Below are 12037 nucleotides of genomic sequence, written 5' to 3'. Positions count from 1 at the left end.
GGTACATAATAAAGACTCTCCGGATCTTGTTATTGGGCTTATTTAAGCTCTTTTATTTCACTGGACGTTTTTTCGGGTAGGAGCGCCAGCGAAAGATGACGAAAGGCGTTTTTGCGGGGGTGACCGCGAACAACGCTCTCGTCTCATATGCAACTAATAAAACAAAGCGGTGGTGAATGCCGTATGAAAAAGGTTGTGAACGGTAGACGGGGGACGGGTTACTTTACGGAACGTAGCGGGAGGGTAGCCGAACGTAATGGGCCGGTTAAGAGGAACGTCCGTGCCAGGTATTAAGTGTCATATTATGCACAACAGGGCGTGGCTTGCGGTCAAACGCTAGTACACCGAAACGCCGCCGCCCTCGCCGACCAGCACCACATCCGCCGGGCGCAGCGCGAACAGCCCGTTGGTGACCACGCCGGTAATATTATTGAGGGTTTTTTCCAGTTCCAGCGGGTTGACGATGTCCAGGTTATGGACGTCGAGGATGATATTGCCGTTGTCGGTGACGAAGCCTTCGCGGTATTCCGGCCGGCCGCCCAGCCCCACCAGCTTGCGGGCCACGTAGGAGCGCGCCATGGGGATGACCTCCACCGGCAGCGGGAAGGCGCCCAGGCGTTTGACCTTCTTCGAGCCGTCGACGATGCAGATGAAGTCCTTGGCCACCGCGGCGACGATTTTTTCCCGGGTCAGGGCGCCGCCGCCGCCCTTGATCATCTCGCGGTGCTCGTTGACCTCGTCGGCGCCGTCCACGTACACCGGCAGGCGGTCCACGTCGTTCAGCGCCAGCACCGGGATGCCGTGGCCGCGCAGGCGCTCGGCGGTGGCCTCGGAGCTGGCCACGGCGCCGGCGATGCGGTCCTTCATGGCCGCCAGGCCATCAATGAAGAAATTGGCGGTGGAGCCGGTGCCTACGCCCACCACTTCGCCTTCCGGCACGTAGCGCAGGGCGGCCTCGGCCACCTGTTTCTTCAGAGCGTTCTGGTCCATGGTCGGTCTCCGCGATGCAAAGGTGCGGCGATTATACGGGCGCTTGGCCCGTCGATACAGGACAGCGCAATGGACGCTCCCGCCCCGCGCCCCGTAAACTAGCGGTTTTACCCTTCCGGATCTTCCATGCCTGCGATGCTTGATCAATACGTAAAACGGATTCTCCAATCCCGCGTCTACGACGTGGCGCTGGAGACCCCTATCCATGCGGCCCCGTTGATCTCCCGGCGCATCGGCAACCGCGTGCTGCTCAAGCGCGAGGATCTGCAGCCGGTGTTCTCCTTCAAGTTGCGTGGCGCCTACAACAAGCTGGCCAGCCTCACCGACGAGCAGCGCAACAAGGGCGTGATCTGCGCCTCCGCCGGCAACCACGCCCAGGGTCTGGCCCTGGCGGCCAGCGCCATGGGCGTGCGCGCGGTGATCGTGATGCCGCGCACCACCCCGGAGATCAAGGTGAAATCGGTGCGCGAGCGCGGCGGCAAAGTGGTGCTGCACGGCGACGGCTTCGACGACGCCCTGGCCCACGCCACCAAGCTGCAGGAAAAAGAAGGCCTGACCTTCGTGCACCCCTACGACGACCCGGACGTAATCGCCGGCCAGGGCACCGTGGGCATGGAGATCCTGCGCCAGCAGAGCCGCGACCTGGACGCCATCTTTATCCCGGTGGGTGGCGGCGGCCTGGCGGCGGGCAGCGCCGCCTACGTGAAATACGTGCGTCCCGAGGTGAAGATCATCGCCGTGGAGCCGGAAGACGCCGCCTGCCTGCAGGCGGCCATGCTGCGCAAGCGCCGGGTGACGCTCTCCGAAGTGGGCCTGTTCGCCGACGGCGTGGCGGTACGCCAGATCGGCAAGGAAACCTTCCGCATTCTGCGCGACCACGTGGACGAGGTGATCACCGCCACCACCGACGAAATCTGCGCCGCCATCAAGGACTCCTTCGAGGACACCCGCGCCATCTGCGAGCCCGCCGGCGCGCTGGCCCTGGCCGGCCTCAAGAACTGGGTGCACAAGCACGGCGCCGAGAACAAAACCCTGGTGGCGATCCAGAGCGGCGCCAACGTGAATTTCGACCGCCTGCGGCACATCTCCGAGCGCGCCGAACTGGGCGAGCAGCGCGAGGCCATCCTGGCGGTGACCATCCCGGAAAAGCCCGGCGCCTTCCGGGCGTTCTGCCAGGCCCTGGGCCGGCGCAGCATCACCGAGTTCAACTACCGCTACTCCAGCGAGCACGAGGCAAACATCTTCGTCGGCGTGCAGATCCGCCCCGGTGGCACGGACCTTGCTCCGCTTATCGCGGAACTGCGCGAAGCCGGCTACCCGGTGGTCGACATGACCGGCAACGAGATGGCCAAGCTGCACATCCGCCATATGGTGGGCGGGCACACCTCGCGGCAGGACCTGGATGAAATGCTGTTCCGGGTGGAATTTCCCGAGCGCCCTGGCGCCCTGGTCAAATTCCTGATGTCGCTGGGCCAGAAATGGAACATCAGCGTGTTCCACTATCGCAACCACGGGGCCGCCTACGGGCGGGTGCTGGTGGGCTTCCAGGTGCCGTTCGGCGACCGGGGCAACCTGCGCAAGGACCTGAAGAAGGTGCCTTACCCGATGGTGGAAGAGAGTGATAACCCGGCCTACCGGCTGTTTCTGAACTAAAACGGGGCACGCCGGTCGTATTGAATCAGGCCTTCACTGCGAACAACGCCTTATGCGTTAATGTGCGGTGAAGGCCCCGTGAATTTGAATGTTGGGCTGTAGTTTTGTTAAGAAGCGTGAGAAACAGGCCGTAACTCCTTGACTTGAGTGGTCTGAATGCCCGAATTTTGATCTGGTTCTCATCTTGTTACGAAACAAATGGCCTACCATGATGAGTCTTTCGCCCGACACGGGTTTAGGGGAAGCGGAAAACGCCGTACCACTCCGGCCATACCGGGGGGCCAGAAAACGGCGGTCCGCATTTGTACTGGGCTCCACTGTACCGAGCTTTCTTGAAATTTGGGGAATGGAAACACAATGAAGAAGAAGCCGGACGCACTTGTCGTCCTCGCATTCGTATTTGCTCTTGGGGTGCTGATCAGCACCATCACCCACGGCGGTAACGATTCTGATCTGGAGCGCTTCGCGAACTCCGCGGGCATGCAGTTCAGCAATTACGACAGTAAGTAACGCCGAACGTCGGTCACCACCTGATCCAGAGGCTGGTCCCAGGCTGCCTCGCGCAGCCTGGGCTGGCGCTGAAACTCGAACGCCACGCCGATCAGTCGCGGCCGCCGGGGCCGGCGCGCCAGGTCCGCGAGCGCGCGGTCGTAAAACCCCCCGCCCATGCCCAGCCGGTGGCCCCGGTCATCGAAGCCCACCAGCGGCACCAGAATCGCATCCAGCGCCCAGGCCGCCCGCGCCCGCTCCCGGCGACGGGGCTCGCCGATACCAAACCGGTTCGCCTTCAGCCGCCCCCCGCGCCGCCACAGGCGGAAGTGCATCCGCCCGCGATGCACCCGGTCCAGCGCCGGAAGGTATAGAGCCGCCCCACCGAAGCGCGAATGCGCCAGGGCGGGCAACGGATCCAACTCCCCGTCCCCCGCCTGATACACCCCGAAATGCCGAAACCGCCGCACCCCCAGCGCCCCCGGCAAATGCCGCGCAAACCCCCGCACCGCCCGCCGCCGCTCACCGGCGGACACAGCCCGCCGCCGCGCCCGAAGGGCCCGCCGCATCTGCTGTCGTGAAGGTTCAGAACTCATAGAAAAGGAAGGCGTCCATGGATAGCACCCGGCGCCCTTAAACGCGCCGCTATTAACTGTTAACTATCAACTGTCAACTATCCATTGAATTATAAAGCGTGTCCCCCGAACCGCCGCTGCGGGCGTAGCCCTTGAACCGAAAAGTTCAAGGCGGGGACCGCAGGTTAATGCCCTTAGGCTTTCCGCTCGAAGGCGGACATGCACACAGGCACACCAATTTGGACCCCTAAGGGTAAAGCATCGGCAGGGACGTAACCCGGCTGGCGCACGGTCCAGGGAACACTTGTCGAGAGTATAACAGGGGCGGGGGTGAGGGTCAGGGCTTGACAGACGTCTCGTCGTTGCCTTCCTCGAAGGCGCGGATTTCGTTGTCCAGGCGGCTCAGCAGGCCCTGGATGCGCTCGTCGTTGCCGCTGTCGTCGCCCAGCTGTTCGCGGGCTTCCAGCAGCTCGTGGCTCATGTTCAGCGCCGCCATGATGGCGATCCGCTCCAGGCCGATCACATTGGCCTGGCGCACTTCGCGCATCTGGTTGTCGAGATAGCGGGCGGCGCGCAGCAGGTTGTCCTGCTCGCCGGGTGGGCAGGCGACCCGGTATTCCTTATCCAGGATATGAATCACCAGGGAATGGCCGTCGCTCATGAATCCTCCTGCTCAAGGGACTGCAGGCGGGTTATGATGGCTTCAACGCGGGCCTTGGCCAGGTCGTTTTTCTTCACCAACTGGGCGCGGTCATCGAGCAGGCGGGTTTCCCGTTCGCGCAGCAGCCGGTTCTCCTGGCGCAGGTGCGCGGAGATGCGCAGCAGCTCGTCCACCCGGGCTTCCAGTTGCCGGAGTTGTTGTTCCATCGTCATGGCAAATTGGTCGCTGTTCGCCTAAGGTTGAGCCCTCGATCCGGGTCCGAATCGCAGGCGGGAAGGAAGTTTGCCCGCCGCCATTGACGGCTTTTTGTACTATAGATACGGCCCTGCGAAGGGTCAACGCAAATCAAGGCGGGTTAAGCACTTAGCGCCGCTTTGCAGAAAGTCATTAAAGAGTAAAGACGGAGCCCCATGCCCGAACTGCCCGACTTCGACGAACTCGCCCGCGCCGCCGCCCAGGCGGGCATTCCCAATTCGCCCAGCGAACTGCACGGCGTGGTCTGCGGCCTGCTGGCCACCGGCCACGGCCAGGACGACAACGCCCTGCTGGGCACCCTGGCCGCCCACGCCGAGCAGCCCGAGGGGCTGCCGCCGGAACTGTCCCGCGCGCTGATCGATTGGCGCGATCAGACCATCGAAGGCTTTTCCGGCACCGGCCTGGAATTGCCCATGCTGCTGCCCGCCGACGAGGACGACCTGGACCTGCGCGTGGCCGCCCTGGGCCAGTGGAGCGAAGGCTTCCTGGTGGGCTTCGGCACCGGCGCCGCCGGCGTCGCCGACACCGAGCTGTCGCCGGGCGTGCAGGAGGCGCTGTCCGACCTGTCCGCGGTGAGCCAGGTGACCACGCCGGAAGAAACCGGCGAGGAGGAAGAGCGCATGTTCGAGCAGGTCGCCGAGCACTGCCGCATGTCCGCGCTGATGATCTACACCGACCTGGTGATGAAACAGCAGGCCGCGAAAAAGCCCGGCCCCGGCGACGCCGCCGAACTGGAAACGCCGCCCACCCGGCATTGAGGAGAACCCATGACCATTCGTCTGCAGGAATTCCAGCGCCGCCGCCGCGAGCTGATGGAGCAGATGGAGCCCAACAGCATCGCCATCCTGGCCGCCGCGCCGGAGCGCACCCGCAACCGGGACGTGGAACACCCCTACCGCCAGGACAGTGACTTCTGGTACCTGAGCGGCTTCCCTGAAGCGGAAGCGGTGATGGTGCTGCTGCCCGGCCGCGAACACGGCGAATACGTGCTGTTCTGCCGCGAGCGCGACCGCGCCCGGGAAATCTGGAACGGCTACCGCGCCGGGCCGGAAGGGGCGGTGGCGGACTACGGCGCCGACGACGCCTTCCCCATCAACGACATCGACGACATCCTGCCCGGCCTGGTGGAAGGCCGCGAACGGGTCTACTACGACCTGGGCCGCGACGCCGCCTTCGACAGCCGCCTGATGGGCTGGATCAACACCATCCGCGAGCGGGTGCGCACCGGCGCCCAGCCGCCCGGTGAATTCGTGGCGCTCTCGCACCTGCTGCACGACATGCGCCTGTTCAAGAGCAAGGCGGAAACCGAGCTCATGCGACAGGCGGCCCAGATCTCCGCCGGCGCCCACGTGCGCGCTATGCAGGCGGTGCGCCCGGGTATGTACGAATACCAGTTGGAAGCGGAATACCTGCACGAATTCATGCGCCACGGCGCCCGCAGCCCGGCCTACCCGAGCATCGTCGGCGGCGGCGCCAACGGCTGCATCCTGCACTACATCGAGAACAGCGCGCCGCTCAAGGACGGCGACCTGGTGCTGGTGGACGCCGGCTGCGAACTGCACAACTACGCCTCGGACATCACCCGCACCTTCCCGATCAACGGCAAATTCAGCGGCGAGCAGCGCGCCCTCTACGAGCTGGTGCTGGCCTCGCAGTACGCCGCCATTGAAGCCACCCACACCGACAACCACTGGAACGTGCCCCACGAAACCGTGGTGCGCATCCTCACCGAAGGGCTGGTGGACCTCGGCCTGCTGGCCGGCAACCCGGACGACCTGATCGAAGAGCAGGCCTACCAGCGCTTCTTCATGCACCGCACCGGCCACTGGCTGGGCCTGGACGTGCACGACGTGGGCGACTACCGCATCGGCGGCGAATGGCGCCAGCTGGAACCGGGCATGACCCTCACCGTGGAGCCGGGCCTCTACATCGCCCCGGACGACGACACCGTGGAAGAGCGCTGGCGCGGCATCGGCATCCGCATCGAGGACGACGTGCTGGTCACCAAAGAGGGCTGCGACGTGCTCACCCGCGACGTGCCCAAGGCCATCGACGACATCGAAGCCCTGATGCGCGAGGCGCGTGCATGAGCGCTGCCCCGCTGATCGTGGGCGGCGGCATGGCGGGCGCGGCGCTGGCGCTGCTGCTGCGCCATCACGGGGCGCCGGCGGTGACGCTGGTGGAGAGCCACGCCCTGGCCGCCGGCGAAGCGCCGGACACACCCAGCTTCGACGCGCGCAGCACGGCGCTGTCCGCGGGCAGCCTGGCGATTCTCGATCAGCTCGGCCTGCAGGACGCGGTGCTGGAAAACGCCGCCGGCATCGACACCGTGCACGTGTCCCGGCGCGGCCGCCTCGGCCTGGCCCGGCTCACCGCCGAAGAACAATCTTTGCCGCGTCTGGGCGCGGTGGTGGAAAACCGCTGGTTCGGCCATGTGCTGCTGCGCGCCGTGGAAGCGGACCCGGCCATCACTCTGCGCGCCCCGGCGTCGCTCACCGGCATCCGCCGCGCCACCGACGGCTATGAAGCGACACTGGACGATGGCGAAGCACTGCACACGCCGCTGCTGATCGCCGCCGACGGCGCCCGCTCGCGCACCCGCGACTGGCTCGGCATCAGCGCCCGCCACCGGGACATCGGCCACGACGCCCTGATCGCCAACGTCGGGCTGGCGGAGCCGCACCGGGGCCAGGCGTTCGAGCGCTTCCTCGACGAGGGTCCGCTGGCCCTGCTGCCGCTGCCCGGCGAGCGCATGGCGCTGGTCTGGACCGGCCCCCGCGACGACGTGGACCGCTGGATGGCCCTGGACGACGACGCCTTTCTGGCCGCCCTGCGCGAACGGCTCGGCCGCGACATGCCGCGCCTCACCCGCGTCGGCGAGCGCGCCCGCTACCCGCTGGTGCTCAGCGAAGCCTGCGCCCAGGCGGTGCCGTTCGCGGCGGTGGTGGGCAACGCCGCCCACACCCTGCACCCGGTGGCCGGGCAGGGCTTCAACCTGACCCTGCGCGATCTGGAACTGCTGGCCCGCCGCGTCGGCGGCGACGCACAGCCGGGCCGCCTGGCGCTGCTTGAGCAATGGGCCGCCGACCGCCGCGCCGACCAGAGCCAGATCGGCCACGCCTCGCGCTGGCTGCCGGAGCTGTTCCGCGTGCGCCAGCCGCTGTTCGCCCACAGCCGCCAGCTCGGTCTGCTGGCCTTGGATCTGCTACCGACCGCCCGCAAAAACTTCGCCCGCCGGGCCATGGGGTTGTGATGGATAACGCACTGCACACGGATGTTTTGATCGTCGGCGGCGGCATGGCCGGCGGCTTGCTGGCGCTGCTGCTGGCGGACCAGGGCTTCTCGGTGCGGGTGCTGGACGCCGGGCCGGCGCCGGTGCGCCCCAGCGGCGAATCCGCGCCCCGGGTGTCCACGCTCAGCGAGGCCAGCCACTGGCTGCTGCGCCACGCCGGCGTCTGGGACCGTCTCGATCCGGAGCGGGTACAGGCCTACGCCAGCATGCAGGTGTGGGACCAGGACGGCACCGGCGAGGTGCGTTTCAGCGCCGCCGACGCCGGCGCCGACTGCCTGGGCTGGCTGCTGGAGAACGACCACCTCACCGCCGCGCTGTTCGAGGCCGCCGGCGAGCGCGACACCCTGGCCTGGCACGGCGACACTCCGGTGGACGACCTGATCCGGGACGGTGACGGCTGGCGGGTCACCGCCGGCGACCGGGTCTTCAGCGCCGACCTGCTGGTGGGCGCCGACGGCGCCCGCTCGCGGGTGCGCGACGCCGCCGGCATCCCCGCCCCGGCCCGCGACAGCGGCCACCGCGCCCTGGTGGCCACCATCGAAACCGACCAACCCCACGGCGGCTGCGCCCGCCAGGCGTTCATGGACTCCGGCCCGCTGGCGCTGCTGCCGCTGTTCGGCCACGGCGGCCACCGGTGCTCCATCGTCTGGTCCGCCTGGCCGCAGCGCAGCGACGAACTGATGGCGCTGGACGACGACGCCTTCGGCGCCGCGCTCAGCCAGGCCACCGGCGAGGTGCTGGGCGCCGCCCGGGTGGTCAGCCGCCGCGCCGTGTTCCCCATCGAAGAGCGCCACGCCAGCCGCTATCAGGGCCGCGCCCTGGCGCTGGTGGGCGACGCCGCCCACGTCATCCACCCGCTGGCGGGGCAGGGCATCAACCTGGGCCTGCTGGACGCCGCCGTGCTCGCCGAAGAACTCGGCCGCGCCCGCGCCGCCGGCCTGCCGGTGGCCCACGCCACCATCCTGGCCCGCTACGAGCGCCGCCGCCGCGCCGACAACCTGCTGATGCAGAACGCCATGCGCGGCTTCAAGCTGCTGTTCGAACGCCCCGAACCCGCCGTCCGCTGGCTGCGCAACACCGGCCTCGGCCTGGTTAACCGCCTCGCCCCCGCCCGCCACGCCTTCATGCACCGCGCCCTCGGCCGCGCCGGCGACCTCCCCCGCAACGCCCGACCCTGACCCGCAGCCCCGGGGGCCGCGTCGCTTATTTCCCGATGTACACAGCTGTCAATGACGTAAACATTGACAACGCGGCCTCCGTTTGTCCTCACGCATCTTTTACAAGTTTTGTGGTTCCGATACGTTGACGTTTATTCACAAGCCGTATTTTCTGTCCGTTATTGGCCCTGGCGCCGCAGCCCGCTGATCACGCGGTCTACAGCGATTCTAATAAGGTCTTATGGTAGAGGGGCACCCAGAGCCGATACTTAATTATTAGCCTATAAAATCCGCATCAGTAAAAGGTTTTGACTAACGGAAACGGTTAACAAAAGTGCACGAAATGTAGCGTTAACCAGTGTTTTGTTTCTAATTCGTCGCACATACTGCGCGCCCGTTAAGTGAACACCTGTAAATAACAAAGCCGCCGTTCTTCCCCGAGACGGCCTGACGGAGTAGTTCGCCATGAACAATAAAATCGTCGCCCGGGGCGCTGCCCTGGCGCTTGCCATTGGTTCCACCACCGCCGCCTACGCCAGCATGGGCAACATCGGCACCACCTACGGGGTGCTGCCCTCCGACGTGGCCTCCGCCCAGGCCCTGTCCATGTTCAACACCCAGGTCTCCGCCGTGTACTACAACCCGGCCTACCTCACCAAGGACCCGCGCGGTGAGCTGACCCTGGGCCTGCTGCACGCCGACCACGAACTGCGCGCCACCAGCCTGGGCGGCGCCAACCCGCCCAACCGCAGCGGCGGTGACGTGCTGCAGGATTCGCCCTCCCAGCACACCCTGATCGGCATGAAGACCGATCTCTCCTCGTTGACCAAATTCAACCACCCGATCTTCTTCGGCGTGATGATCGGCGTGGAGAAATACGGTGAGGAAATGCTGGCGTTTGAGTCCCAGACCTCCCGGGAAGGGCAGTACTTCGAATACGGCCGTCAGCCGCTGTTCCTGAACCTGGGCGGCGCCACCACCCTGTGGCGCGGCATCGACATCGGCGCCTCCGCCCGTATCACGCTGCATTCGGAAGCGGAGCTGGTGGCCACCACCAATCTGGCCGGCGAAACCCAGTACGAAGAACTGAACGTCTCCGCCAAGCCGTCGATTCGCCCGATTCTCAGCGCCACCGTGGACATGGCGGAAACCTTCTGCCCCGACAACGAAGGCTGCTGGCTGGACGGCTTCGAAACCGCCTTCGCGTTCCGCGGCTACTCCAACACCAACACCACCGTGGACGCGCAGACCGTGATCCCCGGCACCATCGCGCCCCCGGGTCTGAACCTGAAAGTCACCACCCTGGATTCCTACCAGCCCAACATCTACTCCGCCGGCCTGCTCTACGGCGGCGAGCGCTTCCGCGTCGGCGCCTCGGTGGAAATGCAGCAGTGGTCCGACCTGGAAGAAGAGTTCGACAGCGACACCATCAAGGACCAGGCGGTGAACAGCGAAGTGGGCACCCTGGAATTTCAGGATATCGTGGTGCCGCGCCTGGGTGCCGAGTTCGAGCTCAACGACACCTTCATGCTCACCGGCGGCGTCGCCTACAGCGAGTCCCCGCTGGAATCCAACGCGTCCCTGGACGTGAACTACCTGGACGCGGACAAGTGGATCGTCGGCCTGGGCCTCACCGCCAAGTACAAGAACCCGCATTTCCTGGCCTACCCGGTGCGCTTCGACTTCGGTTACCAGTACCAGAAACTCGAAGCCCGCGAGTTCGATCTCTACGCCACCAACTCGCCCACCTACCCGGAACCCTACGAAACCGTGGAAGCGGACGGCGACGTCCACGTCTTCTCCGGTTCGGTCACGCTGAAATTCTAACGGAGGTCGGTCATGGATATGCGCAAGCTGATAGTGCTCACGGGCACCGCGATACTGGCCGCCTGCGGCGGCAGCAGCAGTGACGAGCAAACGGTAAGTTTCGACAACTGGCAGGAAACCGAGGTGGTCTACAGCTACCCGTTCGACGGCCAGGCGGAAGTCTCCCCCAACGCCCCGGTGGTGGTGCGCTTCTCCGACCCGGTGGAGGTGGACGCGTCCAACTTCACGCTCACCGGCCCGGACGGCCCGGTGAACTTCACCGTGGAAAGCGCCGACCAGGGCCGCAGCGCCGTGCTGATGCCCAATCCGGCCCTGGCGGTGAAAAGTGAGTACGCGCTCACTCTCAATAACATCCGCACCGACAACGGCGACGCCGCCCTCCCGGACGGCAGCGTGGACTTCAAGACCCGCGCCGCCCTGGAAGGCAAACCGCGCGCCCTGCGCCAGCTCAGCGATACCTTCGAGGTGGCCAGCGTCAGCCCGGACGGCGACGACCTGCCGTTCCTGGATTTCTCCTCGGTCAACCTGGTGATGACCCAGCCGCTGGACCGCCAGACCGTGGTCTACGGCGACACCGTCACCCTCACCCAGGACGGCGAAACGGTGCCCGCCTACCTGCGCGTGGACGGCCGCCACATCAGCATCGACCCGCAAAACGAGCTGAGCAGCGGCAGCGACGTCACCCTGGAACTCAGCAACGGCGTGCAAAACCTTTACGGCGAAGTGCTGGCCGGCGGCTTCACCCGCACTTTCTCGCCGCGCAACACCAAACCGCGCGAAACCCTGGTGCAGGAAGCGGCGCCCGCCGACCCGGTGCTCGGCTGCCTGGACGACGGCGTGCAGACCTCGCCGATCACCGGCGACCCGATCAACTGCGTGCCGCTGATTGCCAAGCTGCTGGGTGACAACACCGTCTCCAAGCAGCAGGGCAATGTGTTCGCCGAGCTCGGTTTCGCCCCCAACTTCCCGGACAAAACCCCGCTGCGCGTGCCCAAGGGCTCACTGCTCAAGGGCGACCCGCTGGACGTGCGCATCGGCGGCGAAGTGCCCGCCGGCTTTGATTCCGGCGAAGTCACCGTCACCTTCCTGGGCGACGCCAACGGCTACCTGCTGCCCAACCCCTACAGCGACGACCCGT

Annotated in this window: 12 protein-coding genes and 1 other RNA gene; 8 read left to right on the top strand and 5 right to left on the bottom strand. The window is 66.1% G+C overall.

Annotated features, from left to right (window positions below; all coding sequences use genetic code 11):
• Nucleotides 1-336: 336 nt before the first annotated feature.
• Nucleotides 337-990, bottom strand: a complete 654-nt coding sequence (gene rpiA / locus ACEQZD_RS03195; RefSeq protein ID WP_370183898.1) for a ribose-5-phosphate isomerase RpiA — start codon at nucleotides 988-990, stop codon at nucleotides 337-339.
• 135 nt (nucleotides 991-1125) lie between these two features.
• Here rpiA and ilvA point away from each other — a divergent pair, with 135 nt between their 5' ends.
• Together ilvA and ACEQZD_RS03185 are read left to right on the top strand one after the other, a co-directional pair.
• The gene (ilvA, locus tag ACEQZD_RS03190; protein WP_370183902.1) at nucleotides 1126-2643 is read left to right on the top strand and encodes a threonine ammonia-lyase, biosynthetic; all 1518 of its coding nucleotides are present in this window, start codon (nucleotides 1126-1128) and stop codon (nucleotides 2641-2643) included.
• A 357-nt stretch (nucleotides 2644-3000) separates the two neighbouring features.
• Entirely contained in the window at nucleotides 3001-3153 is a 153-nt protein-coding gene (locus ACEQZD_RS03185; protein ID WP_185956861.1) for a hypothetical protein, read from the top strand.
• On the opposite strand, the gene ACEQZD_RS03180 is transcribed toward ACEQZD_RS03185, so the two are convergent.
• The 4 genes from ACEQZD_RS03180 to ACEQZD_RS03165 form a co-directional block, all read right to left on the bottom strand.
• On the bottom strand, nucleotides 3138-3701 hold the full coding sequence (locus ACEQZD_RS03180; RefSeq protein WP_370183899.1) for a 5-formyltetrahydrofolate cyclo-ligase: 564 nt from the start codon (nucleotides 3699-3701) through the stop codon (nucleotides 3138-3140). The genes ACEQZD_RS03185 and ACEQZD_RS03180 overlap by 16 nt on opposite strands.
• Before the next feature lie 125 nt (nucleotides 3702-3826).
• Nucleotides 3827-4010: non-coding RNA, 6S RNA (gene ssrS / locus ACEQZD_RS03175), on the bottom strand.
• Between the two features lie 34 nt (nucleotides 4011-4044).
• Nucleotides 4045-4368, bottom strand: coding sequence for a cell division protein ZapA (locus tag ACEQZD_RS03170; protein WP_142947741.1), 324 nt, complete (start codon nucleotides 4366-4368; stop codon nucleotides 4045-4047).
• Entirely contained in the window at nucleotides 4365-4580 is a 216-nt protein-coding gene (locus ACEQZD_RS03165) for a TIGR02449 family protein (protein ID WP_083209676.1), read from the bottom strand. The genes ACEQZD_RS03170 and ACEQZD_RS03165 overlap by 4 nt, the downstream gene beginning before the upstream one ends.
• A 198-nt stretch (nucleotides 4581-4778) precedes the next feature.
• Between ACEQZD_RS03165 and ACEQZD_RS03160 the strand changes: the two genes are divergently transcribed.
• The 6 genes from ACEQZD_RS03160 to ACEQZD_RS03135 all read left to right on the top strand — a co-directional run.
• Nucleotides 4779-5381, top strand: a complete 603-nt coding sequence (locus ACEQZD_RS03160; RefSeq protein WP_370183895.1) for a UPF0149 family protein — start codon at nucleotides 4779-4781, stop codon at nucleotides 5379-5381.
• 9 nt (nucleotides 5382-5390) lie between these two features.
• Nucleotides 5391-6713 carry a Xaa-Pro aminopeptidase gene (gene pepP, locus ACEQZD_RS03155; RefSeq protein WP_194856105.1) on the top strand — a complete coding sequence of 441 codons (1323 nt, stop codon included), beginning with the start codon at nucleotides 5391-5393 and terminating at the stop codon, nucleotides 6711-6713.
• Nucleotides 6710-7876 carry an FAD-dependent monooxygenase gene (locus tag ACEQZD_RS03150; protein WP_370183892.1) on the top strand — a complete coding sequence of 389 codons (1167 nt, stop codon included), beginning with the start codon at nucleotides 6710-6712 and terminating at the stop codon, nucleotides 7874-7876. Before pepP ends, ACEQZD_RS03150 begins: the two co-directional genes overlap by 4 nt.
• A complete protein-coding gene (locus tag ACEQZD_RS03145; RefSeq protein WP_370183889.1) occupies nucleotides 7876-9093 on the top strand; it encodes an FAD-dependent monooxygenase in 1218 nt (405 codons plus the stop codon). The genes ACEQZD_RS03150 and ACEQZD_RS03145 overlap by 1 nt, the downstream gene beginning before the upstream one ends.
• 444 nt (nucleotides 9094-9537) lie before the next feature.
• Nucleotides 9538-10899: an outer membrane protein transport protein gene (locus ACEQZD_RS03140; protein WP_370183887.1), complete on the top strand. Its 1362-nt coding sequence runs from the start codon at nucleotides 9538-9540 to the stop codon at nucleotides 10897-10899.
• Between the two features lie 12 nt (nucleotides 10900-10911).
• Nucleotides 10912-12037: Ig-like domain-containing protein (locus ACEQZD_RS03135; protein WP_370183885.1), on the top strand; the 1126-nt coding region annotated here is incomplete at its 3' end.

The organism is Alloalcanivorax sp. (genome assembly GCF_964221125.1).
In the GTDB taxonomy this organism is placed as follows: Bacteria; Pseudomonadota; Gammaproteobacteria; order Pseudomonadales; family Alcanivoracaceae; genus Alloalcanivorax; species Alloalcanivorax venustensis.
Note: the sequence above shows the minus strand (reverse complement) of the source record. Positions and strands in the feature narration are given on the sequence as shown.

Bases quoted from the DNA above. Each gene is read 5' to 3' on its own strand.
- ACEQZD_RS03180 (WP_370183899.1), bottom strand. From the start codon at position 3,701: ATGCGGCGGGCCCTTCGGGCGCGGCGGCGGGCTGTGTCCGCCGGTGAG.
- ACEQZD_RS03165 (WP_083209676.1), bottom strand. From the start codon at position 4,580: ATGACGATGGAACAACAACTCCGGCAACTGGAAGCCCGGGTGGACGAG.
- ACEQZD_RS03185 (WP_185956861.1), top strand. From the start codon at position 3,001: ATGAAGAAGAAGCCGGACGCACTTGTCGTCCTCGCATTCGTATTTGCT.
- ACEQZD_RS03170 (WP_142947741.1), bottom strand. From the start codon at position 4,368: ATGAGCGACGGCCATTCCCTGGTGATTCATATCCTGGATAAGGAATAC.
- pepP (WP_194856105.1), top strand. From the start codon at position 5,391: ATGACCATTCGTCTGCAGGAATTCCAGCGCCGCCGCCGCGAGCTGATG.
- ACEQZD_RS03140 (WP_370183887.1), top strand. From the start codon at position 9,538: ATGAACAATAAAATCGTCGCCCGGGGCGCTGCCCTGGCGCTTGCCATT.
- ACEQZD_RS03145 (WP_370183889.1), top strand. From the start codon at position 7,876: ATGGATAACGCACTGCACACGGATGTTTTGATCGTCGGCGGCGGCATG.
- ACEQZD_RS03150 (WP_370183892.1), top strand. From the start codon at position 6,710: ATGAGCGCTGCCCCGCTGATCGTGGGCGGCGGCATGGCGGGCGCGGCG.
- rpiA (WP_370183898.1), bottom strand. From the start codon at position 990: ATGGACCAGAACGCTCTGAAGAAACAGGTGGCCGAGGCCGCCCTGCGC.
- ACEQZD_RS03160 (WP_370183895.1), top strand. From the start codon at position 4,779: ATGCCCGAACTGCCCGACTTCGACGAACTCGCCCGCGCCGCCGCCCAG.
- ilvA (WP_370183902.1), top strand. From the start codon at position 1,126: ATGCTTGATCAATACGTAAAACGGATTCTCCAATCCCGCGTCTACGAC.